This window comes from Priestia sp. YIM B13486 (genome assembly GCF_042787865.1).
Classification (GTDB): Bacteria; Bacillota; Bacilli; order Bacillales; family Bacillaceae_H; genus Priestia; species Priestia megaterium.
The window spans coordinates 19,249-43,307 of sequence record NZ_JBHZOZ010000006.1 but is presented as its reverse complement, the minus strand read 5'-3'; the positions used below and the strand labels follow the sequence as shown (position 1 = coordinate 43,307).

At 38.2% G+C, this 24,059-nt stretch carries 27 protein-coding genes; 18 read left to right on the top strand and 9 right to left on the bottom strand.

Annotated elements, in window-relative coordinates; translation table 11 throughout:
- Positions 1-21: 21 nt before the first annotated feature.
- From ACFX4G_RS16760 to ACFX4G_RS16735, 6 genes are all read left to right on the top strand, one after another.
- Complete coding sequence (locus ACFX4G_RS16760) at positions 22-876, top strand: DUF1206 domain-containing protein (RefSeq protein ID WP_014460878.1); 855 nt, start codon at positions 22-24, stop codon at positions 874-876.
- Positions 877-960: 84 nt separating this feature from the next.
- Entirely contained in the window at positions 961-1,182 is a 222-nt protein-coding gene (locus ACFX4G_RS16755) for a spore germination protein (protein WP_013056204.1), read from the top strand.
- Between the two features lie 217 nt (positions 1,183-1,399).
- A complete protein-coding gene (locus ACFX4G_RS16750; RefSeq protein WP_377575781.1) occupies positions 1,400-2,845 on the top strand; it encodes a glycosyl hydrolase family 18 protein in 1,446 nt (481 codons plus the stop codon).
- Between the two features lie 287 nt (positions 2,846-3,132).
- Positions 3,133-4,335: a macrolide family glycosyltransferase gene (locus ACFX4G_RS16745; RefSeq protein ID WP_377575777.1), complete on the top strand. Its 1,203-nt coding sequence runs from the start codon at positions 3,133-3,135 to the stop codon at positions 4,333-4,335.
- A gap of 46 nt (positions 4,336-4,381) precedes the next feature.
- Positions 4,382-5,290: a UTP--glucose-1-phosphate uridylyltransferase GalU gene (galU, locus tag ACFX4G_RS16740; protein WP_377575774.1), complete on the top strand. Its 909-nt coding sequence runs from the start codon at positions 4,382-4,384 to the stop codon at positions 5,288-5,290.
- Between the two features lie 104 nt (positions 5,291-5,394).
- Positions 5,395-6,606 (top strand): MFS transporter, encoded by a 1,212-nt coding sequence (locus ACFX4G_RS16735; protein WP_377575770.1) that lies wholly within the window; start codon positions 5,395-5,397, stop codon positions 6,604-6,606.
- A 46-nt stretch (positions 6,607-6,652) separates the two neighbouring features.
- Here ACFX4G_RS16735 and ACFX4G_RS16730 read toward each other — a convergent pair whose 3' ends face one another.
- Together ACFX4G_RS16730 and ACFX4G_RS16725 are read right to left on the bottom strand one after the other, a co-directional pair.
- Complete coding sequence (locus tag ACFX4G_RS16730; protein ID WP_230184540.1) at positions 6,653-6,832, bottom strand: hypothetical protein; 180 nt, start codon at positions 6,830-6,832, stop codon at positions 6,653-6,655.
- A 115-nt stretch (positions 6,833-6,947) separates the two neighbouring features.
- On the bottom strand, positions 6,948-8,171 hold the full coding sequence (locus ACFX4G_RS16725) for an MFS transporter (RefSeq protein ID WP_043979346.1): 1,224 nt from the start codon (positions 8,169-8,171) through the stop codon (positions 6,948-6,950).
- A gap of 418 nt (positions 8,172-8,589) precedes the next feature.
- On the opposite strand from ACFX4G_RS16725, the gene ACFX4G_RS16720 reads away from it, so the two are divergent.
- A complete protein-coding gene (locus tag ACFX4G_RS16720; RefSeq protein WP_028408045.1) occupies positions 8,590-8,961 on the top strand; it encodes a thiol-disulfide oxidoreductase DCC family protein in 372 nt (123 codons plus the stop codon).
- Between the two features lie 154 nt (positions 8,962-9,115).
- Positions 9,116-10,036 carry an oxidoreductase gene (locus ACFX4G_RS16715; RefSeq protein WP_377575766.1) on the top strand — a complete coding sequence of 307 codons (921 nt, stop codon included), beginning with the start codon at positions 9,116-9,118 and terminating at the stop codon, positions 10,034-10,036.
- A gap of 12 nt (positions 10,037-10,048) precedes the next feature.
- Here ACFX4G_RS16715 and ACFX4G_RS16710 read toward each other — a convergent pair whose 3' ends face one another.
- Positions 10,049-10,249 (bottom strand): hypothetical protein, encoded by a 201-nt coding sequence (locus ACFX4G_RS16710; RefSeq protein ID WP_377575763.1) that lies wholly within the window; start codon positions 10,247-10,249, stop codon positions 10,049-10,051.
- Positions 10,250-10,523: 274 nt separating this feature from the next.
- On the opposite strand from ACFX4G_RS16710, the gene ACFX4G_RS16705 reads away from it, so the two are divergent.
- From ACFX4G_RS16705 to ACFX4G_RS16685, 5 genes are all read left to right on the top strand, one after another.
- Positions 10,524-11,504 carry a DUF3231 family protein gene (locus ACFX4G_RS16705; RefSeq protein WP_043979324.1) on the top strand — a complete coding sequence of 327 codons (981 nt, stop codon included), beginning with the start codon at positions 10,524-10,526 and terminating at the stop codon, positions 11,502-11,504.
- A gap of 140 nt (positions 11,505-11,644) precedes the next feature.
- The gene (locus ACFX4G_RS16700; RefSeq protein ID WP_043979322.1) at positions 11,645-12,901 is read left to right on the top strand and encodes an alkaline phosphatase; all 1,257 of its coding nucleotides are present in this window, start codon (positions 11,645-11,647) and stop codon (positions 12,899-12,901) included.
- 143 nt (positions 12,902-13,044) lie between these two features.
- Positions 13,045-13,785, top strand: coding sequence for a DsbA family oxidoreductase (locus ACFX4G_RS16695; protein WP_034653288.1), 741 nt, complete (start codon positions 13,045-13,047; stop codon positions 13,783-13,785).
- A 198-nt stretch (positions 13,786-13,983) separates the two neighbouring features.
- On the top strand, positions 13,984-14,943 hold the full coding sequence (locus tag ACFX4G_RS16690; RefSeq protein WP_043979318.1) for a S8 family peptidase: 960 nt from the start codon (positions 13,984-13,986) through the stop codon (positions 14,941-14,943).
- On the top strand, positions 14,940-15,743 hold the full coding sequence (locus ACFX4G_RS16685) for an endonuclease I family protein (protein ID WP_013082427.1): 804 nt from the start codon (positions 14,940-14,942) through the stop codon (positions 15,741-15,743). The genes ACFX4G_RS16690 and ACFX4G_RS16685 overlap by 4 nt, the downstream gene beginning before the upstream one ends.
- A gap of 49 nt (positions 15,744-15,792) precedes the next feature.
- Here the strand turns inward: ACFX4G_RS16685 and ACFX4G_RS16680 are convergent, their stop codons facing one another.
- Positions 15,793-16,254, bottom strand: a complete 462-nt coding sequence (locus tag ACFX4G_RS16680; RefSeq protein ID WP_016763546.1) for a MarR family winged helix-turn-helix transcriptional regulator — start codon at positions 16,252-16,254, stop codon at positions 15,793-15,795.
- A 279-nt stretch (positions 16,255-16,533) separates the two neighbouring features.
- Between ACFX4G_RS16680 and ACFX4G_RS16675 the strand changes: the two genes are divergently transcribed.
- The 4 genes from ACFX4G_RS16675 to ACFX4G_RS16660 all read left to right on the top strand — a co-directional run bounded on the left by ACFX4G_RS16675 (position 16,534) and on the right by ACFX4G_RS16660 (position 19,564).
- Positions 16,534-17,172: an HlyD family secretion protein gene (locus tag ACFX4G_RS16675; RefSeq protein ID WP_162213907.1), complete on the top strand. Its 639-nt coding sequence runs from the start codon at positions 16,534-16,536 to the stop codon at positions 17,170-17,172.
- Between the two features lie 33 nt (positions 17,173-17,205).
- Positions 17,206-18,831, top strand: coding sequence for a DHA2 family efflux MFS transporter permease subunit (locus ACFX4G_RS16670; RefSeq protein WP_034275603.1), 1,626 nt, complete (start codon positions 17,206-17,208; stop codon positions 18,829-18,831).
- A gap of 61 nt (positions 18,832-18,892) precedes the next feature.
- Positions 18,893-19,321: a MarR family winged helix-turn-helix transcriptional regulator gene (locus ACFX4G_RS16665; protein ID WP_377575760.1), complete on the top strand. Its 429-nt coding sequence runs from the start codon at positions 18,893-18,895 to the stop codon at positions 19,319-19,321.
- A gap of 45 nt (positions 19,322-19,366) precedes the next feature.
- A complete protein-coding gene (locus ACFX4G_RS16660) occupies positions 19,367-19,564 on the top strand; it encodes a helix-turn-helix domain-containing protein (protein ID WP_013082432.1) in 198 nt (65 codons plus the stop codon).
- Positions 19,565-19,593: 29 nt separating this feature from the next.
- On the opposite strand, the gene ytzI is transcribed toward ACFX4G_RS16660, so the two are convergent.
- On the bottom strand, positions 19,594-19,728 hold the full coding sequence (gene ytzI, locus ACFX4G_RS16655) for a YtzI protein (protein WP_016763550.1): 135 nt from the start codon (positions 19,726-19,728) through the stop codon (positions 19,594-19,596).
- A 128-nt stretch (positions 19,729-19,856) separates the two neighbouring features.
- Between ytzI and ACFX4G_RS16650 the strand changes: the two genes are divergently transcribed.
- Positions 19,857-20,024, top strand: a complete 168-nt coding sequence (locus ACFX4G_RS16650; RefSeq protein WP_081085297.1) for a YfhD family protein — start codon at positions 19,857-19,859, stop codon at positions 20,022-20,024.
- 90 nt (positions 20,025-20,114) lie between these two features.
- On the opposite strand, the gene ACFX4G_RS16645 is transcribed toward ACFX4G_RS16650, so the two are convergent.
- From ACFX4G_RS16645 to ACFX4G_RS16630, 4 genes are all read right to left on the bottom strand, one after another.
- The gene (locus tag ACFX4G_RS16645; protein ID WP_060746751.1) at positions 20,115-21,122 is read right to left on the bottom strand and encodes a FecCD family ABC transporter permease; all 1,008 of its coding nucleotides are present in this window, start codon (positions 21,120-21,122) and stop codon (positions 20,115-20,117) included.
- Positions 21,119-22,129 carry a FecCD family ABC transporter permease gene (locus tag ACFX4G_RS16640; RefSeq protein ID WP_323618636.1) on the bottom strand — a complete coding sequence of 337 codons (1,011 nt, stop codon included), beginning with the start codon at positions 22,127-22,129 and terminating at the stop codon, positions 21,119-21,121. Before ACFX4G_RS16640 ends, ACFX4G_RS16645 begins: the two co-directional genes overlap by 4 nt.
- Positions 22,130-22,210: 81 nt before the next feature.
- Positions 22,211-23,131 carry an iron-hydroxamate ABC transporter substrate-binding protein gene (locus ACFX4G_RS16635; RefSeq protein ID WP_162213909.1) on the bottom strand — a complete coding sequence of 307 codons (921 nt, stop codon included), beginning with the start codon at positions 23,129-23,131 and terminating at the stop codon, positions 22,211-22,213.
- Positions 23,132-23,926, bottom strand: coding sequence for an ABC transporter ATP-binding protein (locus tag ACFX4G_RS16630; RefSeq protein ID WP_098248304.1), 795 nt, complete (start codon positions 23,924-23,926; stop codon positions 23,132-23,134).
- Positions 23,927-24,059 lie beyond the last annotated feature (133 nt).

The window sequence follows — 24,059 nt, the reverse complement described above, 5'->3', positions numbered from 1 at the left end:
TCAAAAAGCAGGAGGAAACGTATGGGTGAATCTCCATTTGTTAAAAAAGATACGTTTGGTCGAAAGTTACATCGCTTAAAAGAACGTACTAAGCCATTTGTCGTACGTTTTTCACGGTTTGGTCATGTGGCTCAAGGTGTGGTCTATTTTATCATCGGTATATTAGCGATTCAGACAGCTTTCGGATTAAAAGGCGATTTAGTTACTTCTCAAGGAGCCCTGCACACAATTGCAAAGCAGCCGTTTGGATTTTTGATTTTAATTGTCTTGGCAGTAGGTTTAAGTGGATATGCGTTTTGGCAAATCATTTCTGCTATTTTTGATCCTCACCACGTTGGGCATGGGGTAAAAGGCGTTTTCACTCGTTTGGGCTATTTAGTTGTAGCGACGTTTTATATTAGTCTTTGTGTGAGTTCGGTGAAAATTTTGCTTCATGCTCACGTTCATACCTCAGGTAAGCATTATCAAACGGTATCAGCCAAGCTGTTATCTTATCCCTTTGGGCAAACCATCATTGCGCTTACAGGTATCGGCGTTATTATCTTTGGGATTGGACAAGTATATTGGGCTCTTTCAGGACGCTTCTTAAAAAAACTAAAGAAAAACGAAATGTCAAAAGAAGAGTGGCGATGGAGCGGGCATATTGGAAAAGCAGGTATTATTGCTCGAAGTATCGTCTTTGGCATTATTGGTTTCTTTCTTATTCGCACGGCTCTTCAAGCGGATCCAGACGAAACGAAAGGGTTAGATGGAGCCCTTGCTGAAGTAGCACAGCGTCCTTTTGGGTCTGTACTGCTGGCTATCGTATCAATCGGGCTTATGGCATACGGAGTATATATGTTTGCAGAATCAAGGTATAAACGAATTGATCCTTAATAAAATTAAAAAGATGAAAAAGCTACTTTTTGACCTTCTGCTCATATCATATAGCAGATAGATAATGAACAGGAGGAGAGGCAGATGCCATCGGTAGTAGGAGCCGTAAATATCTCGAATGTATTGGTTTCATCTTCAGTGGAGTTTGGTGATTGTCTGGCTATTAAGCCAAAAAGTACAGCTTTTACAACAGTCGGTTCTGGCAGCGGGAACACAGGGAATTTTATGAATATTACAAGCAGTTCCAGTACCGCTAATACAATTGATATGGATATTAAGGATCAAAATGTAGTGGGAAATGCATAAGAAACGAAAGCTTATCGTCATCGGACGGTAAGCTTTTTTATTTGTATTTCACGTATACCCAGACGTTTCTTTACCACAATGTACCTCTAGGATTCTATCTTATAGGAGTAGTAAACTAGACAGGTGATGTCAAAAAGTGGGGAGGCGAAATTATAAAATGAAGAAAATATGTATGAGCCTGATCGTTCTCTGTCTTTTCAGTGGAGGATTGGCCCCGATGAGTAAAGGAGCCGCTGCTTCTTCAGTGGGCACTGTCAAAGGTGACAACGTAAACGTATATCGTTCTCCTTCCTTACATTCTTCTGTTATGCAGACAGTGAAAAAAGGAGAAGAATTTCCTGTCATTTCATCTGAAGCTGGAGATGCAGCTCAGGTTACTACTCATACGGTAGTGCCGGGAAATACACTATGGTTACTAGCTAAGCAATACGGTGTAACAGTCAGTGATCTAATAAAACAAAATCAGCTAAAAAAGACGGAGCTGATTCCAGGGCAAACGCTGAAAATACCACCAAAAGGCTTGTTACATAAAGTAGTATCAGGAGATACGCTTTGGAAAGTCTCCGTAAAGTACGGTGTAAAAGCAAATGAATTAACAAAGTTAAATCAGCTATCCTCAACAAATATTAAGCCCGGACAAACGCTTATTATTCCTGATTACTATATACAAGTACAGCTTTTGGAAGGGAAAAAGGGCTGGATCAAAAAATCTGATTTAGTGCAAAAGAAGCATCAGCCTGTAGTTATGGGTTGGAGCTTTAATGAAAAAACAGCAGGCTATACAGAATCGATGAACCAAAAGAATTTAGACGTTGTTTCACCTCGTTGGTTTACGCTAACGTCGAATGAAAAAGTTGTTTCATCTTCTATAAATGAATCATATGTTCAAACGGCTCATAAAAACGGCAAAAAAGTCTGGCCGCTTATTGGCAACAATTTTGATGATGTACTTACAAGTGATGTGCTAAGCAATAAAGCAAAGCGGAAAAAGCTTGTATCATCAATAGAAAGTTCGCTAGTAAAAACAAACAGCGATGGGATCAATGTTGACTTTGAAAACATTAATATCAAAAACAAACAAGATTTTGTTTTATTTATTAAAGAATTAAAAGCAGCGTTAAAACCTCATGGTATGACTATTTCAGTAGACATAACAAGAGAAAATAATGATCCTTTTTGGTCGGGAAGCTTTGATAGGAAACAGATTGGTCAAGTGGCAGACTATGTCATTATGATGGGATATGAAGAACACTGGGGAGGAAGTCAGGTTCCAGGATCTGTTGCTTCACTGCCTTGGGTGAAAGAAGGCGCACAACTTCTTATGAAAGATGTACCTGCACACAAAATCCTTCTGGGAGTTCCTTTTTATACGCGAGAATGGAAAACGGACCTATCGACCAAAAAAGTTGTCACAAAAGACTTAACGATGAAAGAAGCCGAAGCTGTTATCTCTTCTAAAAAGTTAGCTAAAAAATGGGATAGCCAAGCCTCACAGTACTATGTAGAATACACGGAAGATGGTACGAAGCATCAAATATGGCTCGAAGACAAAGCATCTATGCAGCGCCGGGTTAAATTAATTAATGACTATCATTTAGGTGGGGCGGCAGCTTGGTATATTGGTTCAGAAACCTCAGATATATGGGAGTTATACAACTTTTAAATAAAAAACACACCTCTTGCTTGATTTAGTGAGGTGTGTTTTTTATTTGCATCATAATGAAGCGTATACATCTATTTACAAACGAGATAAATTTTACAATATTTGTTTTTCTTGAGTTAATTTATAACTATATTCCAAAATGAGCCTATTTAACCTTTTTTTAGTTGAAAACGCTTAATGACTTTACGATAAAGATAATTTATAGTAAATTCAGTTTCTATACAATAAATTTACCAAATGAACAATTAAGTAATTTAATTATTAACTAAGTGAAAGGAATGAATGTTATGGGAAAAGTATTATTAATAGGCTTTCCAGGTGAAGGACATGTGAATCCTTCTTTAGGAATTGTAAAAGAGTTGATGGCTCAAGGGGAAAAGGTCGTCTATTACGGCATTGAAGACTATGCTGAAAAAATTCGGAAATCAGGCGCGGAATTTCGTGAATACGAAGATTTTCGTCCAAGTCTTGATATGAGCAACCGGATGACAAACGAAGAGTCTTATGACCGCTATGAAATAATGAATTTGTTTTTAAATGAATCTGAAAATATTATTATTAAAATTATGAGTGAAACGAAACATGAAACATATGATTATGTACTTTATGATTATCACCTTTTAGCAGGTTCCGCTGTGGCCGACCTTCTTCAGCTTCCGAAGGTTTCTCTTTGTACAACATTTGCGTTAAATAAGGAGTTAGCAACTTGTATGATGCCAAGTGGTCAAACAGAACCTGACCAATCTTCCTTTTATCCTCAATTCGAAAAATCATTAAATAAGTTCAACAACCAATATAATACTCAGTTAAAGGATTCCATTGACATTATGTCGAATCCAGGGGATATTACGCTAGTATTTACGTCAGAATTCTTTCAGCCAAACGTATCTGAATTTACGAGTGAGTACAAGTTTATTGGTCCTTCAATTGTTAAACGATTAGACATTGAAGATCCTTCTTACTTACAAAATGAAAATGAAAAAATTATTTTTGTTTCTATGGGAACTATTTTTAATCAGCAGCTAGAAATCTATAACTTATGTGTAGAAGCATTAAAAGATTTTGAGGGTAAAGTTATTTTATCTATTGGTAAAAATACCAAACCTGAAGAATTAGCACACATTCCAGAAAACTTCGTTGTGAAACAATACGTACCGCAGCTAGAAATTTTAAAACGTGCGGATTTATTCATTACTCACGGCGGAATGAACAGCAGCAGTGAAGGTTTATACTACGATACGCCCCTTGTCGTTATTCCAATGGCAGTGGATCAATTTATGGTTGGCGATCGCGTGCAGGAGTTAGGAGCAGGTGTAAAATTAGATAAAAATAATGTATCTGCTGAGCTAATCAAAAAGACAGTTAACGACGTTTTAACTACTCACACATATAAACAGCATGCACAACAAATTGGAGAATCACTTCGCTCAGCGGGAGGATACAAGCAAGGAGTGAAAGAAATTTTCAATGTGGTGCCTGTCAAAGCGTAATAGATGTAAGGCAGCTAGATAACTAACAGAGAGGAGTAAATATAATATGCAGACTATAAAAAAAGCAGTTATACCAGCAGCAGGGTTAGGTACTCGTTTTTTACCCGTTACAAAATCTATCCCAAAAGAAATGCTTCCAATTGTAAATAAGCCCGTAATTCAATTTATTGTAGAAGAAGCCTTAAAATCAGGAATCGAAGATATTTTAATTGTTACAGGAAACGGGAAACAAGCAATTGAAAATCATTTTGATCACAATATTCAACTGGAGCACTTGCTTCATCAAAAGGGAAAAACTGAACTATTAGAAGAAATGGAGTATATCTCTGAACTAGCGAATATTCATTACGTTCGTCAAAAAGAAATGAAGGGCCTTGGCCATGCAATTGGCTGTGCTCGACAGTTTATTGGAAACGAACCGTTTGCAGTTTTACTTGGAGATGACTTAACAGACCCAGATCAGCCTTGTTTAAAACAGCTGATTGACCAGTATAACCAAACGGGATCATCGGTTATCGGCGTACAGCGCGTAGAGGAAGAATCCGTTCACCGTTACGGGATTATAGATCCAAAAGCAAATAAAAACCGGTTATACGAAGTGAATGGTTTTGTAGAAAAACCATCAGTCGAAGAAGCTCCGTCTAATTTAGGAATTATTGGACGCTATGTATTTACACCTGACATTTTTGAGTATCTTGAAACGCAGGAAGCTGGAAAAGGGGGGGAAATTCAGCTAACAGATGCTATTCAGCGTATGAATATAGACCGTTCTATTTATGCTTACGAATTCGAGGGCGAACGTTATGATGCAGGAGAAAAGTTAGATTTTATTTTTACGACTCTTGCTTTTGCATTAAAAGATGAAGAATTAAAAGCACCTCTTTTGACCAAATTCAAAGAACTTATCAGCAAAGAAGAACAAAAAGAAAAAATTGCTGTACAAATTGGAAAATAACCTTCATTTACACACCTTTCTTCTACTTTTTCTTGAAGAAAGGTGCATTTTTTTTGCGGAAATGGAACGTTTGACAGCTGGATAGAAAGGGTTGAAATGAGTTTATGTCGAAAATAGAAAATTCGTTTGTATCAGGCATAAAGATTGTGTTTACAGACCGGGATTTTCGAACGATTTTTATTTCATTATTTATTATTGGATTATCCGTTGGCGGCTTTATGCCTTATTTAACGGTTTGGGCAACAAATACATTGCATGCCACTTCTTTTCAAGCAGGATTTTTATTTGTGCCAATGAGCATTATTGGTTTAATCGTATCGTTTTATTTAGCTTCGTTATCAGACAAATGGGGGAAACGAAAGCCATTTATTATTTGGGCGTTACTGATTGGAACCATTTCAAGAGTGCCGTTAGCGTTTACGCATTCTTATACAATAGCACTCATTTTACTTGCTATAGGAGGGTTTAATGCGTTTTCTTTTTTCTTTGCCCTGCTGAATGATTTTATTGTTAAAAAGCAAGAAAGCAAATCGCAGGCAGGTACGATTACTGGTACCGTGCGAATGGCTTTTTCACAAGGCTATATTTTTGGACCTATGCTTGGCGCTTTAATTATTGATCACGGAGGGTATACTCTTTTATTTTTATTATCAGGGTTGTTATCGCTAGCAACTTTAGGGTGGGTTATTTTTGCGCTTAAAGAAGACAGTATGCCTCAAACTTCAGCTCATGCATCTTCAAAAGCGCCAGCCGGTATACCTTCTGTATTAATAGCTGTATTCGTAGCAGCTCTTTTCATTTTTGCGGGTGATTCCGGGCGTTCTATGTATTTGCCGCTCTACATAACGGATACGTTAAAACAATCCGTTTCGATTGTAGGGATTCTCTTTACCGTTACATCTGTTTTTGAGCTAGTATTTATGCCGTTAGGGGGCTATTTTTCTGATAAAATCGGAGTTAAACGATTCTTTATCATTGGAATTGCTTGCCAAGTGCTTTATTTTATTTTAACGAGCCTTCATTTACCGCTGAGTGGGTTAATTGTGCTTCAAGTATTTTATGCTTTTATTCTGTCCGCTACAATGGGAGTGGGAATGGTGTATGCTCAGTCACTGGCTCCGCGTCAAATTGGACTAGCCACAACGGCATATATGACGGCTATACAAACTTCAGCAGTTGTCAGCAGCTTAGCTATGGGGTCACTAGTCAGCGTGATTCCGCTGCCTTCTACTTTTTACATTTTAGCTGTTTTCGCGGTTATTTCAGGTGTGATGTTCCTGTTTATGAAGCAAAAATCAGCTGAGAAAATGAGTTAAAAAGAAAAGTTAAGAAGAGGTTGAGACATTACCCAATTAATTCAATCTAAAGGCGGACAAATAGTATACATGAGCTCGTATGGATTGCTTGTGCCACCGCAGTTGATTTCCGTACAAGTCTTCGCTTTCCGCGGGTGGCCGATGAGCCTCCTCGTCTTTTGCGCTCCTGCGGGGTCTGATCTGTTCCACTTTTCCCGCAGGAATTTTCGCCTTGCTCCCCAATCAACTGTTAGAAGGACCTAAACAAATGACACATACATTCACCATAGCAAAAAAACGAACCATTGATTAATGGTTCGTTTTTTTACTTTCTCTAAAATATTTTTGCCCCAGCCTCTTTTTTATGAGGCTGTTTCTTGAATTTGTTCGCTGCGATTTTTATTTAAAATTTTGCGGTAGCGGTAATTAACAAAAGCTGCCGCTGCCATACCTACTACTGAAAGCATCGCATCAAAAATAAAGATAATTGAAATATGTCCCGTTTTAGACATAAGCCCTGTTGCTAAAGGCAATAAAATAGCAGCTAGTCCAGCAGCCGTCGCTACAATTCCAGTAACCGTTCCTTTTTTGTTCCAGAAAAGCTCGGTCATAACAGTAATCGCTAATTGAAAGACCCCAGCCGTAGAAAATCCCATGAAAAAAGCAGCTGCAATTGCAATAGCAGGTACTTTAACAAAAAGAAGCGTAAGTACGGCTATAAGGGTAATCATCGGGTAAACGAGAATAACCGTTACAGGACGAAGCACTTTGCTTAATAATACAGCTAATACTAAAACAGAGATTAAAGCTCCAATGCTGTAGTAGCTTAAAAGGCGGACCGAGCTGCTTTCAGCCATACCTAATACTTGTTGACCGTAAGTAGGGAGCCAAATTTGAGCCACCGTAAAAAGCGCTGTAGAAGTAAATCCAATCACAATAAGAGCAATTCCTTCTTGTTTCATTTTAGGAGCAGAGATAAATTTATTCTCTGCTGTATTTTGCTGTTGAACTGTACTCTGTTCGCGTTTATGATTGGGAAAAGGCAGTTTGAACATAAAGATCATATTTAGTAAATAAATAAGAGCAGGAAGAAAAAAAGCATACCCATAAAACAAATCACGATCTGCAAAAAAGGCAATCATAAACGGCAGAAGTGCCGCTCCTGCAGAAATAAATGCTTTTACAAGAACACTGGCTGAACCTGAAGATTTAGGAAAGACCTCAATCAAAGCAGGGTACGTTCCAGCATCCATAGCAGAGTTTGCAATACCAGCGATAATAGCAAAGATAAAGGCTGTTTGATAATTTGGCGATAATGGAATGCCAATTAAAAAAATCGCCATCGTCAGAGACGAAACAATAATCAAAGGCTTTCGTCCGACTTTATCAGACAAGACGCCTGATAGAGAATACGAAAGCAATTTTCCAATTCCGATAGCAGAAATGATATAGCTGATTCCAGCACCGTCGGTATTTAATTGTTTTGTCAAAAATGACATATTTGATGCAAGCATGATATTGACCATGCCCAGTAGAAAGTAGTTAATATACATACCTGAAGCTGACAGCATGTACTTATTTTTCATCGTTTACACATCCTTACGTAAAAAAGCTTATATGAAAGGGATAAAAGTAACACCCGTTCCTCCTTTTTTCTTCGTTATTTATAAACCTACTTCCATGATAAGTTTATGAAGACATTACCTTTACCTTTTATCATTATATTTATTTAGTCCTTTTTAGTATGTGACTAAATGCGTGCACCTACTGCTTCAAATCAATATGAAATCTATTCTAACATGTTTTTAGCGCTTTAAACCAAAAAAGTGATATTTTATAAAAAAATCCTGTCTTCTTTCGCGGCTTCACAAAAGAAACCCTACAAAAAATGTTTGTTTTAAAGCCAGGATGCACAAGAAGTGCCTCCCAATAGTGGTTATTAAAAAGGAGAAAAGGGTATTTATAAATTAAGGAAAAAGAAACAAAAGAAGAAAGGTGGAAACAATGAAACACAAAGTATTTTTTGATGCGCAATGTCCTTTATGTTACAACGTAAAAAAAATAATTAAAGCGCTGGACTGGACGAACCAAATTCAGTGGATTCCAGTTCAATATATTGAACGAACGGAGTATAGTTACTTAAAAGAAGAGGGAAGAGACTTATATGATCAAATTCATATGGTGACCAAAAAAGGGGAAGTTCTAGCAGGATTTGAAACGGTCAGACGGCTTTTAGCTGTTTTGCCTCTTACATTCCCAATAGGTGTGCTTTTGCATTTACCATTAATGAACAAAGCGTTTAGTCCGCTATACAAATGGGTCTCCACAAACCGATACGACTGGTTTGGACGCTACGATTCTCCGCGAACCACATAAACAAACAAAAGGGACAAGCTTTGAAAAAGCTTGTCCCTTTTGTTTTGAAGACATTATACTTTATACATACCTTAATTTTAAAAAAACGTTAATTTAGTGTGACTTAGACGCGTGAATTTTAGAAAAACAGCTATAGCTGAAAGGGAGAACCTATATGATAACAAAATGGACAGCTGAACGAATGCCCGGTGTAACGGGAAAAACAGCCCTTATAACGGGAGGAAACAGCGGTATTGGATTTGAAGCAGCAAGGGCTCTAGCAGCTCGCGGAGCAGAAATCATTCTTGCTGTGCGTAATGAGGAAAAAGGGAAAGAAGCTAAGAAGAGAATTAAAGCGGATAACGGAAATGCTAAAGTGACTATTATGTCATTAGATCTCAGTGACTTGAGCTCTATTCGGCATTTTGCTAATCAATTTCTTCAACAATACTCGTCTTTGGATCTTCTCATTAATAATGCAGGCGTGATGGTTCCGCCTCACAGCAAAACGAAAGACGGATTTGAACTGCAGTTTGGCTGTAATCATTTAGGACATTTTGCGCTTACGGGTTTGCTGCTTCCTTTACTAATGGCAACTCCACATTCAAGAGTCGTAACGGTAAGCAGTATAGCTGCTAATTCTGGAAAAATCTATTTTGATAATCTAGACGGGGAAAAAGGCTACAGTCCAATGAAGTTCTATAGGCAAAGTAAACTCGCCAACCTATTGTTTGCTAAAGAACTGCAAAACCGCTTAGAAGCAGCTGGATCGACGACAATTAGTGCTGCGGTACATCCGGGTATTTCAAATACTAACCTATTATCACGAGGTTCAGGTAAAGAGCCAAACGGCTTGCTGAAATTTTTAGTCAAGCTATTTAGTCAATCTGCAGAAATGGGCGCGCTGCCTACTCTTTATGCAGCCACTGAATCAATAGAAGGCGGTACATATATTGGGCCAGACGGAAAAGATGCTAAAAAAGGATATCCTGCAAAAGATAGGATGGGAGATGTTTTATTCAAACCGGACGTAGCGGAAAGACTATGGAGCATATCTGAGAAATTGACAGGTGTTATGTATTCGTTCCGTGCGTAAGGCAAAAAGAGGTTAAGACATAACGAAATAAATCGAATTGAAAGACGAACAAATGGGATACATAAGCTGAACCGTTTGTGACACCGCAGTTGATTTCCGTGCAAGACTTCGCTTGCCGCGGGAGGCCCCTGAGCCTCCTCGTCGCATACGCTCCTGCGGGGTCTCACCTGTTCCGCTTTTCCCGCAGGAGTCTTCGTCTTTCCCACCAATCAACTGCTAGAAAGGCTTACACACATTAAACCTACGTTTACCATAACCAACAAAACGAACCGCGAATCAAACATCTTGATTAATGGTTCGTTTTTTATTTCGTCTAAAATTCTTTTGTCATAGCCTCTTTTTTGTTGCCCAAAAGCTGTTTGTCAAAGGCTTAAATAAAAAACAGAATGTTGGGTAGCATAATGATAAGTAAATGTACAATGAGTATGCTCTATTTTCAAAGAAACAGACGTACTCAACAAAGCTGAAGAAGCGGAGGGAAGTAACAGTGCCTGACAAACCTAGTATTACCTCAAGCGAAATTGGGACGCTGTGGATGACATATCAGCAGAAAACGTTAATTATTTGCTTGTTAGATTATATGATTGAACATGCGGATGATGAAGATGCTAAAACAATTATGACGGACTTGCGTGAGCAGCTTATTATATACATACGAAAAATAAAAACAATATTTGAAAAAGAAGGAGCGGTAGTGCCAACGGGGCTTTCATCTCAAGACGTAAATGTACAGGCTCCAAAACTATTTACTAACGGATTTGATATTATGTTTCTTCGTGTCATCAAAGAAATTAGTATGGGGATGTATACATTAAGTTTAGGCAAGGCCTACAGAGAAGATGTGGTGAAATTTTATCAAGATTTAACAAAAATTACACAAGAGTGCTACGATTCCTGTACGCAGTACTTATTGAGAAAAGGAATTTTATCCCGCCCACCCTATATTCCGATGCCAACTACCGTTGAGTTTGTTTCGGATAGAAAATATCTGAGCGGCTTAAATGTATTTGCGGACAAAAGAGTACTAAATACGATGGAGCTAGCGCAGATTTATCATGGAGTCGAAACAAACATTGTCGGGATGAAGTTAATGAAGGCTTTTTCTCAAACGGCGAAAGATGCCGAAGTGAAAAAGCATTTTTTGAAAGGAAAAGAGCTTAGTAAAAAAATTATTACGCGACTTGAAGAAATAATTATACAAGACGATATTTCACCTTCTGTTGCCTCAACAGGAAGCATAACGACTTCTGAAACGCCTGCTTTTTCGGATCGTTTGATGCTGACATGCGATATTTTACTAAGTAACTTCAGTATCGGAAGTCAGGCGTTTGGAGCAGCATTTAGTTTTCGAAGAGATATTGTGGCTAAAATGATGCTGATAGGAGAAGAGGCGTTTCAATATGCAAGCGAAGCAACAGAAATTATGATTAAAAAAGGCTGGCTTGAAGTTCCGCCAAGTATTGATTAGCTAAAAGGAAAGCCTCTTTCATGCATTGTAAATGGAAGTTTATATATCTTTACACACCTTTAACCTTTTATTCAAGTTGATTTAACAGACTGCGTGTACAGTTAAGTTATGTCAATAATAAACAGTAAAGGGTGTAAACAATGAAAAAACGTGCAATTGGAGCGGCAGTATTATCAGCGGTAACTGTAGCAGCGCTGGCATTTGGAACAAATTCACCAACAGATGCTAAAGCAGCTAAAGGCGTAAATAACCAAAAAGCTAAAAATGTTATTCTTTTTGTTGGAGACGGTATGGGTACCGATCATCGTGATGCGATCCGACTGGCCGCCGTAGGAGCAAATGGAAAGTTAGCAATGGATGATATGCCGGCAGTAGGGAGAGTCCATACATCTTCAGGAAATTCATTTGTTACGGATTCTGCAGCAGCTGCTACAGCCATGGCTTCAGGAGTTAAAAGTTATAATGGCGCTATTGGCGTAAATATGAAAGGAAAGTCTGTTCAAACAGTTTTAGAAAAAGCAAAATTAGCTGGGAAAACGACGGGGCTTGTGACAACAAGTCAAGTAACAGACGCAACTCCAGCTGCTTTTGGCGCACATGTTAAAGATCGAAGTGCTCAAAGTGACATCGCGAAGCAGTATCTTGAAAACAGTAAGATAGATGTGATTCTAGGTGGCGGAGAAGATTATTGGTACACAAAAGGAAATGAAGGTGCACATCCAGATGCCCCGCCAGAAGATAAAACTGAAGGAAGCAAAGGAACGCAAGGAAACTTAGTAAACAAAGCACAAAAACTTGGGTATACATACGTTAATAACGAAAATGAATTAAAATATGCTAAAGGAACAAAATTGCTTGGTCTGTTTGCTAATGAAGAAATGTTTCAACAAGCTCCTGAAGGCCAAGGTGATGTGTACAACCCTCAAGTATCTCTAAAAGACATGACAAAAAAAGCAATCAATACGCTATCACAAAATAAAAAAGGGTTCTTTCTTGTAGTAGAAGAGGAAGCGATTGATGAAATGGCTCATAATAATAATGCTGAACTCATGATTAAAGCAGGTAAGCAGCTTAATGATACGGTGAAGATGGCTAAAGCTTATGCTAAAACACACCCAGACACTCTCGTATTAGTAACAGCTGACCATGCAACCGGAGGTTTAGCACTTGAAAAAGTAGACAATAAAGATAACGGTGGAGATGAAGCATCAAAAGAAGATGGACCATTTGCAATCGCTCATTCAAAAGAGCAGTTCGTTGCGGATTGGACAACTGAAGAGCATACGTCATCAGACGTTCCTTTAAATGCAATGGGTGCCGGCTCAGAAAGATTTACTGGAGTATACGAAAATACGTATTTACATGATGCTCTTCTAAAAGCAATGAATTTAAAATAAGTGAGATAAAAGTACGGTGTTGATTTAATATACTTAGTATGTAAATCAACACCTTATTTTTTGCTTTGTGTGAGCAAGTTATGATGGAGTTTCTTCAAAGGTATGCTACGATAAGAATTATCTTGAATTGAAGAGGTGTCACGATGAAAATAGAAGTATGGTCAGATTTTGTCTGTCCTTTTTGTTATATTGGAAAGCGCCGATTAGAGCAAGCGCTTCAGCAATTTGCACACAAAGATGATGTGCAGGTTGAATTTAAAAGTTTCGAGCTAGATCCAAACGCCCCAGTTAATACTGGCAAAACAATTAATGAAGCTCTTGCTGCTAAATATGGAATGACGATTGAACAAGCGAAGCAAGCAAATGAAGGAATCGGACAGCAGGCAGCTAGTGTGGGCTTATCCTTTAATTTTGACGATATGAAGCCAACTAATACATTTGATGCTCACCGCTTAGCTAAATTTGCAAAAGCTCAAGGAAAAGAAGCAGCCATTACAGAAAAACTCTTATATGCATACTTTACTGAATCAAAACATCTAGGTGAAGAAGAGACGCTGGTTGCTGTTGCAGAAGATGCAGGTCTTGACCGAGAAGAAGCACGTCAAATTCTCGCGGATAAAAACGCATACGCAAATGAAGTGCGCAGTGATGAAGCAACGGCTCAGCAATATGGCATTAGCGGTGTTCCATATTTTGTTGTTAATCAAAAATATGCGATTTCAGGTGCACAGCCAGTCGAAACATTTGTAGGAGCTCTCCAACAAGTATGGGAAGAAGAAAATCCGACTCCCGCTTTGAAGAGCCTTTCTCCAGAAGGCGCAGATGATGCCTTTTGTGCAGATGGTCAATGTGCCGTTCCTGATTCCTCTAAAAACCAACAATAAATAAAAAGCAGAATCGGAATTTCCGCTTCTGCTTTTTATTTATTTGCAAAAAAATTCACAAAAACAAACATATGTTCTGTTTTTGTGTTATAATAAGTTTAGAAGCAAAAAACCTCGATGAGTAAGCTCCAAAAATAAGCGATTAAAAGTGATCCCACCATGAACTACCTTCCATTTAATCCTGCAGGGGGAATCTGAATGAAGAGCAAAGTGCGCATTATCCCATTTCAAGTAGTTGAACAATTGAATCAATTTAATGAAGTCCCAGAAGGAGTCGCTCTAATTGGAGCAGAGCAAGTATGGAAGCAAACAAAGGGACGGGGAATAACCATAGCGGTTTTGGATACCGGCTGTGATGTTACACATCCAGATTTGCAGGAGCGAATTATTGGAGGAAAAAACTTTACACAAGATGATCAACAAAATCCAGATATTTTTCAAGATTATAATGGTCACGGCACTCACGTAGCAGGCACAATTGCAGCAGCGCATAATGGAACGGGTGTTGTAGGAGTGGCTCCTGAAGTGGGCTTACTTATCCTAAAAGTACTTGATGGAAATGGTTCAGGTCAATACGAGTGGATTATTCAAGGTATTAACTACGCCATCGAGCAAAAAGTAGATATCATTTCGATGTCGCTTGGAGGTCCGTCGGATGTGCCTGAGCTACATGAAGCGATTCAAGATGCTGTTGATCAGAATATTTTAGTTGTCTGCGCAGCGGGAAATGAAGGAGATGGAGAAGGCTCCACAGATGAGTTTGCGTACCCAGGCTCATATAATGAAGTGATTAGCGTAGGAGCTGTTGATTCAGAGAAACGATCTTCGGTATTTTCCAACTCAAACAACGAAGTAGATGTAGTAGCTCCGGGAGAGAAGGTCGTATCAACTTACTTGAATGGAAAGTATGCCGCACTGAGCGGAACCTCTATGGCAACACCTCACGTAGCAGGGGCCTTAGGATTGATAAAAGTTCTTTCAAATGAAATGTTTGGAAGAGAACTTACAGAACCAGAGCTTTATGCACAGTTAATCAGAAGAACCCTTCCATTAAATGAATCACCAAGAGAAGTAGGAAACGGATTTGTGCACTTGACCGTTGTTGAAAAGCTGTTGCGTGAAATTCAACGTCAAATGACTTCAGAGGTGATCGGATGAGAAGCAGTTTAGATATGCTAATGATGGAAAAGCAGCAGGCAAAAGCTCTTTATCACGAATACGCAAACAATCGAAGTTATTATGATGAAAAGACAGATGAAGAAAATAAAAATCTTTATTATCAAGATACGCTCTTTGAAAGAGAAGCCATGCAAACGTTGTTAAAGGAAACGCATCAGCATTTGCTAAGTTATTCGCCGCATAAATATGTATATCCCTGGGTGGATCTACAGGAGAATGGGGAGCTGAAAAGTCTATACTCAGGGAAAGGGATGGATCCGTTAGAAACTATACAGCAAGATATTGATCAACTTCAGTCGCTTAGTAACTCCTCTCTTTCAAGCAATGATATACTGCTAAACTGTGAGCACGTTGTCCCACAATCTTGGTTTGGGAAACAAGAGCCTATGAGAGGCGATTTGCATCATTTATTTGCGTGTGAACCTTCTTGTAACAGTCGAAGAGGTAATTCTTCTTATATTGACTTCGCGGATTATACGCCGGAAGTAAAGCAATCAGATGTGAAAGAAGGATGTGGCAAAGCAGAAAAAGGTAAGTTTGAACCTGAATATGGAAAAGGAATTGTGGCTCGATCAACTCTTTATTTTTTAATTCGCTATCATAATAAAATTGACTCTTCGCGAGTAGATCTTCCTCTTTTACTAAAATGGCATGAAGAATTTACTGTTTCACTTTATGAAAAACATCGCAATGCAGCAATCTTTGAGTTGCAAGGCAACCGAAATCCTTTTATCGATTTTCCTGACAAAGCAGGTGCGTTAATGAGTTCTGCTTTCTAAAATAGCGAAGAGCTCCGCTTCAATTCGAAGCGGAGCTCTTTTGGATAATCTAATATGAAAATCCATATTTATCACTTAAAAGGGCGTCCATTTTATTTAATAAGCGAAAATATTCTTCTTGTTCTTCTACACTTAGAGCTGCTAGCATATCTTTTAAAAATCCATTTCGCTTCTCTGTAATCATTGAAACAAGTTTCTTTGATTCATCGGTCAGTGAAACCCACACGACTCTCCGGTCTTTTTCGTCTCGCACGCGCTGAATGAGAGATTCTTCTTCCAATTGATTTAATAAGCTAGTTGTAGCGCCCGAGGTTAAGTGAAGTTTATTTGAAATATCTGCTACCATATACTTTGTGCCGCTGGCAATGTAGTTTAAGATATAAAATTTAGTGGGTGTTAAGTGATAAGGCTGTGTTTTTAATGTTTCTTCGACTAAATGCCGCATATATTGAAAAAAAGATGTGTTAATTTGATAAAGGTGTTCAATTTTTGAATCTAAATTGTTATCCATGCTAGCTTCCATCTCCTTGTACACTACGGACGTATATAAACTAACTCTAAAATAAAATGAAACAATTGTAAAGGATGGCAATGATTATCTTTAACCACCATTATTATTTTTAAATTAATATCTTTACGAAAAAATATCTTTATGATAAAGTTGTTTAGGTGGTTAACCAAATAGATGATTGTAAAGAAACATATCTCATAATAGATGGAGATAATATCTTTATGAAAAAGCTATATAAAAAAGTAATTTTATTAGTGAAGTATTAAGGAGGAGTAATGAATGTCTAGAAGTCGCTTAATGGTAACAAATTTTATTGGAATTATCGTTATTTTAGCTTTATTAATTGGAGGAGGATATTATTACGTTCAAAAATCGAACTATATTACAACGGATAACGCTAAAGTATCCGGAGATGTATACAATGTAGTTGCACCTGCAGCAGGTAAAGTAGCAAGCTGGACAGTAGAAGAAGGAAATGATGTATCAAAAGATGCTGAAATTGCTAAAATTCAAGCTGAAAAAGGGTCTGTAGCTGCTAAAGTGCCAGCAGATGGAAAAATTATTCAAACAAACGTAAAAGAAAATCAAATGGTTCAAGCTGGACAGCAAATTGCAACGGAAGTAGATATGAAAGACCTATTTATCGTAGCAAATATTAAAGAAGATCAGCTTAAGGATATTAAAGAAGGCTACGATGTAGATGTAACGGTAGACGGAGACAGCAGTGCAAAAATCGACGGCAAAGTCGAAGAAATTGGATATGCAACCAATTCACTTTCATCTTTAACATCGAACTCAAGCTCAGATGGAAACTACACAAAAGTGTCTCAAACGGTTCCTGTGAAAATTTCTATTTCTAATTATTCAGAGCATGTACTGCCAGGTATGAACGCCGAGGTAAAAATTTCGAAAGACTAATTCTTACTACAACAGTTCAAGAAGGGAGGAAATATGATGACAGCCAGTATAGAAAACACAAGTGATGGATCCATCAAAAAGCATATTCCGCTATTGATTGTTTTAATGCTTGGTTTGTTTCTTGCGATATTAAACCAAACGTTACTGAACGTAGCCATCCCGCATTTGATTACTGAGTTTGGCGTAACGGCAAATACAGCTCAGTGGTTGTTAACTGGATATATGCTTGTGAACGGGGCATTAATTCCGCTTTCAGCTTTTTTAATTGAACGATTTGGTGTGCGTCGCTTGTTCTTATTTGCAATGTTTTGTTTTACAGTAGGGTCATTGATTTGTGGAATTGCACCTACGTTTTCGATTATGCTTACCGGCCGTTTAATTCAAGCTATTGGCGGAGGTGTCTTATCGCCTCTTGTTATGACCATTATTGTGTTTATTTTCCCTCCTCACATGCGAGGAAAAGGGATGGGGATTTTTGGTTTGGCCATGATGTTCGCACCGGCTATTGGACCAACGTTATCTGGATGGGTTATTCAAAACTATGATTGGCACATCCTTTTTAACGGCATGGTGCCATTAGGTGCCATTGTATTAATTATTGCTTTCTTTCAATTAAAAGACATTCAGCCTCCAAAAGATGTAAAAGTTCACATGCCTTCTGTTGTGACATCACTTGCAGGTATGGGATTATTGCTTTATGGATTCAGTGAAGCTGGAAATGACGGCTGGACGGATTCAGTTGTTCTTTCTACAATCATTGGCGGGGCAGTTCTTTTAATTATATTTGTTCTTCAACAAATTAAATCTGAAAAGCCGCTATTGGATATGCGTGTGTTTAAATATAATATTTTTTCACTATCAAATATTATTAGTATTGCGATTACAATCAGTATGTACGCAGGCATGTTCTTGCTTCCAATTTACTTGCAAAATATCCGCGGATATTCTGCTTTTGATTCAGGACTGCTGTTGCTTCCTGGCGCACTTGTTATGCTGGTTATGTCGCCGATTTCAGGTACATTGTTTGATAAAGTGGGACCTCGTCCGCTAGCAATCGTTGGTATGCTCATTACATCTATTTCAACGTTTGAATTTACGAAGCTGACGATGGATACACCGTTTAATCATATTTTAGCGATTTATATTATCCGTTCGTTCGGTATGTCACTCTTAATGATGCCGATTATGACAGCCGGTTTGAATCAGCTTCCGCAGCGACTAAGCAGTCACGGAACGTCAATGTCTAATACGCTTCGTCAAGTAAGTGGTTCAATTGGTATTAGTTTAATGACGACCATTTTTACGAACCGTACAACGTATCATGTAAATGAAATCAGCAGTTCCATGAATACGTCTGATCCATTCTTTATGAACAGCTTTCATTTATTTGTACAAAAAGTAGCTGCTACTTTGCATTTATCACAAGATCAGGCTCAGCAGCAAGCGCTGAAGGTTTTATCTGGAAAAATGACGCAGCAAGGTACGATCCAAGGTATTAACGATGCCTTTTACTGGGCAACAGCAATTTCTGTTATTGGTTTAATTTTAAGTTTCTTCCTTCGTGACGTACGTAAAGATAAAGTAGTCGAAGAAAAGAAATCAAAAGCTCAAGAGGAAGATATTCGTATGCTTCCAGCTCCGAAAAGTATAAATTCATAAGGAGCTATAGAAATCTAAAGTTCATCATAAAAATGTTGGAGAGAAAGGGGCAGTGAGGTGGATGGATCCATTGATATTTGGTAAAGAAATTCAAAGAATTTCAATATCTTTAAACAAAAAAGTAATGACAAATGTAAAAAGCCTTTTACATCATTACGGAATTACCCCTTTTCAATATCATATTTTACTGATTGTTGAACGTGCAGATACAATGCCTGTCACCAAAGTGGCAGACAAGATAAAGGCGAGCCCAAGCGTTATTACAGCATCGATTACACGTTTGTATGAACTGAATCTTGTGGAGCGCTACCATTCAAAAAGAGATCGGCGTAAAGTTATGGTCGAGCTTACAAACAAAGGGAAACAAGTGATTCAAGCTGCTGAAAAAGACATGCAGCAAGGGGTTGAAAAACTGTTTGCTTGCTATAAAGAAGAAGAACAGCAGCAATTTCTCACGCTCTGTCGACAGCTAGATGAACATGTGACTTGAACTTGAGTAGAAAAAAGTATATTGAGTTAAGCGGAGTGAGTGTAAATGAATAAAGAAACGGTAAAAAACATTCGGAAAAACTACAATATGAATCAGCGAAACTTCGCTCAAGCAGTAAACTGCAGTTTTTCTTTAATTGCACTGGTTGAAGTGGGGAAGCGAAGAGTAACAAAAAACTTGGAAGACAAAATTAAGCAAGCATTTCAATTGAACGATCACGATTTAAAAACACTGCAAGGGTAATACAAAAAGTAGGTGTGAAACGAGCGCACCTACTTTTTTTCGTCTTGTTTTTTTGTAAGCGGATCTACCGTATGTTTGTAATCGTAAGCTTTCGAAGTAGTAACTATGCATAGCAGTAAAATAACAAATACAATGATAATAGAGAGCGTAATAATGATGATCATATAAAACGTCCTTTCTTTTTCTTATTACGTATGCTTTCGGTCTTATTGGTAAAATTCCTTCTTTCTCCACATAGTGCAGAAACGACAAACGCATACTAGTAACAGTCTAGAATAAAGGAGTGTTTATAATGAATGAAAAAGAGTTGAAAAAACAATTAAAAAAGGTAGCGGATTATCCTTCATCTAAAGCAGATGGAGTAGACGAAGAGTTTTCTCGTGAATTAGCAGACCAAGACGATTTAGAAGCTCAGGCTAGAGCGAACGCTGCAGATGAAAGACAAAAAAAGCAAAACTAAAGCTGAGATAAAAGTATTTTAGCCCAAGTGAAAAACGAACCACTAATCGAAATGTTTGATTAGTGGTTCGTTATTTCTCAGCCTCGTTTATTATTTTTTCAAAAGTAAATAAACAAAGTAAGGAGCACCGATTACGGCGGCAATAATTCCTGCTGGTACACCGTTAGGATCGGCAATGTTATGTCCTATTGTATCTGCAATCAGCAAGAGCCAGCCGCCAAGTAAAATGGCAACGGGAATAAAAAGCTGGTTTCTCGGTCCGACTAAGCCTTTGGCAATATGAGGAGCAAGAAGCCCAATAAAGGCCACGCCGCCTGTAACTGAAACTGCGGCTGCCGCTAATGCAACCGCGGCTAGAAGCAATGTGATACGCTCTTTCTCCATAGCGATACCGACTCCAATAGCTGCAGCTTCATTTAAGTTAAAAATGTTTAATGAATTTGCTTTGTACAATATAAAAGGAATCAAGACAAGCAGCCAAGGTAGAAGTGCCCATATAAAAGGCCAGTCTGTCCCCCAAATGTTTCCTGCAATCCATTTAGCAATAAAATCAACTTTAGCACGATCAGCTGATGACATAATCACCACCATCATTCCAGAAAGAGCCATCGAAAAACCTACGCCTGTTAAAATAAGTTTTACAGGCTGCAGTCCTTGGCTTTTACTATATGCACAAAGGTAGATAAGACTAGCTGTAAACAAGGCACCGATGAACCCTACTAACGGAAGAGCATACACGAAAGAGCCAGCTTCAATTGGAAAAAATAAAAAGAATACGGCAATTGCGACGCCTGCTCCTGAATTAATTCCTATAATTCCAGGTTCCGCTAAGTCATTGCGCGTAACCCCTTGTAAGATAGCGCCTGATAAAGCTAGAGCCATTCCTGCTAAAAGAGTAATGATAATTCGCGGAAGTCGAATTGAAAAAAGAACAAACTCATCTGCAAAATTCCCTTTGCCAAACAGAGTAGGAAATACTTTATTATAAGGAAGGGAGGCATCCCCAAGCCCCATCCCTATTACAATTGTTCCAAGAATCAAAACAGTGAGCAGCATCATAATTATTCGTTGTTTTCTAATAAGCGCTGGGTGGATCATGAGAATGCTTTTCCTCCTTTACGAACAATGACTAAAAAGAAAGGTAAACCAATCATGGATACAACTGCTGCTATCGGTGTTTCATAAGGCGCACTTACGGTTCGGCCCAACGTATCAGCGAGCAGCATAAACGCTGCGCCAGTGACAGCGGACATAGGGATAATATAACGATAGTCGGTTCCTACAATTCCTCGTACAATATGAGGAATCATCAAGCCGATAAACACCATGTTTCCGACTAGCGCAACAGAAGCACCTGCAAGAAGAATCATGACAACAAATAAAACGGTTTTGACCTTTGTTGTTTGCTGACCTAACCCCACAGCGACTTCTTCGTTTAAGCTTAAAATAGTAAGCTGCCGGGAAAGCAAAAGGGCAATGAATATACCTCCCACAATAAAAGGAACAATGATTTGAAGCTGTTCCCAAGAAGTGCCTACCATTCCGCCAGCAGTCCACATCGATACATCTTTTGAAATTTTAAAATAAATACCGACGCCTTCTCCGATCGCATAAAGAAACGCTGAAACGGCAGCCCCGGCTAGTACAATTCGAAGCGGAGAAAAACCACCTCTTTTTATAGCAGCAATTCCAAATACCAAAATTGCGCCAACCGCAGCTCCGATAAAGCAAGCAATCGTAATACCTAAATAATTTACAGAAGGGATAAAGGCAATGGTTACAGCTAAAGCTGCATTTGCGCCAGAAGTTAAGCCTAAAAGTCCTGGATCTGCAAGAGGATTTCTTGTCATACCTTGCATAATCGCCCCTGATACTGATAAAGCAGCGCCAACAAAAACAGCGGCGATTTCACGAGGTAAACGAATATCTCGGATGATCGAAACCTGTTCGTTTACACTGCTTGATGAAAGTGCTAGCCACACATCTTTTATCGATATATCAGCAGCGCCAAAAATCATTGAATAACCAAACATTATGATGAATACGAGCAAGGCACCTATTAATTTATATAAAAAAGGAATGAAACGCTGATTGTCTATTTTCATAAAACACCCATCTTTTCATGTAAGAATAAATTTAGTAAAACAAAGCAAGAGGAATTCTAAAAAGAATTCCTCTTGAATGAGTTACTTGCCAAGAAATTTTTGAGTAAAGAAATCTAGTTGATAATCTAATGTGATTGGATCATTAAAATAAAATTCTTTTGCATTTGCTTCAAATACGTGATTATTCTTTACAGCAGGAATATTTTTGTACGTATCTGTTTTCTCAAATGATGTATCTCCATCTTGGTTTTTACTGAAGATTAAATAATCTCCGGCATATTCAGGAAGAACTTCTGGTGAAATTGCATAGTAACCATCTTTCAAAGCCATGTCTTTTACTTTCTCTGGCATTTTTAATTTCATTTCTTGATAAAGAATCTCCGTTCCGCGTCCCCAGTTATCGCCAAATACATAAAGCTGCTTGTCAAAGTTCTCAATAACTGAAACCGTGGTATCGTCGCCAATTTTAGCTTTGATGTCAGAACCAGCTTTTGCCGCACGCTTTTTAAAATCGTTTACCCATGACTGTGCTTCTTTTTCTTTATTTAATAGTTTTCCGATTTCTACATGCTGAGTAAGGTAGTCTACTTTATCGTATGTATACGTGACGGTAGGAGCAATTTTTTTCAATTTATCAACGTTTTTTGTAGTAGATAAGCCAATAATTAGGTCAGGCTTTAATTTAATGATCTTTTCTAAATTTTCATCTGATACTTCTTCAACGCCTTTTAATTTCTTTTCAAAGCGGGGATTCATTTTAGACCATGAATCAACTCCGACAATATTGACACCTAACGACATGACGTTACCTGCGTAGGAGCCTAACACTACAACACGTTTCGGGTTAGCCGGAACTTTTACAGGGCCGTCTTCAGATTGATATATGATTGTCTTAGATTCGCCATTTTTGCTAGAATCATTTTTGCTTTCAGTTGAACCGCTGCTGCAGGCACTAATAAGTAGTACGAATATGAGCATGAATGGAAGCAGTAATTTTTTCATTTAGTTATCTCCTCTTAATAAGTTATACGTGATGCACATTGGTTTATTGGTTCTCGGGTCTCGTCCGATTTCAGCGTCGATATGAAACACTTTTTTTAGAACGTCATGCGTGATGACTTCGTCACACGTTCCGGCTTTAACAATTTCTCCATCTTTTAAAGCGATAATATAATCTGCAAAACGAGCGGCTTGATTTAAATCGTGAAGTACCATTACGACGGTACGTTCTTGCTCTTTGTTTAGCTTTTGAAGCAGCTCAAGCACTTCTAACTGATGAGCCATATCCAAGTAGGTAGTCGGCTCATCGAGGAATATAATATCTGTTTCTTGAGCTAAAGCCATTGCAATCCACACTCGCTGACGCTGACCGCCTGAAAGAGAGTCAACGAGACGAAATTTGTAATCTTTTGTTCCGGTTACTTCAAGCGCCCAGTCAATCGTTTGATAGTCTTGTTTCGACAGACGCCCAAACCCTTTTTGATAGGGAAATCGCCCATAAGATACAAGTTCTCCAACAGTTAAGCCGCTGGCACTTTCAGGGGTTTGAGGGAGAATGGCCATTTTTTTAGCGAGTGCTTTTGTATGTTCTGTTGAAATATTTTCGCCATCTAAAATGACGGAACCGGATTGATGAGAAATAATGCGGGTGACGGCTTTTAAAAGCGTTGATTTGCCGCATCCGTTTGAACCAATAATCGTGGTAATCTTTTTGTCTGGAATGTTAACGCTTAAATTCTTTACTATTAGACGTTCACCATAACTAATATGTAATTTCTCTGTATATAGGCGAACCATATCTGACCCTCCGTTTACGTTTAATACAACAAATACTTGATAATGATTATCAATATCGTTTACTTTACATACTATAATTCGAACGTTTCCGGATGTCAATAGTTATTTTTATTGTCAAAACGGTGAAGAAGAT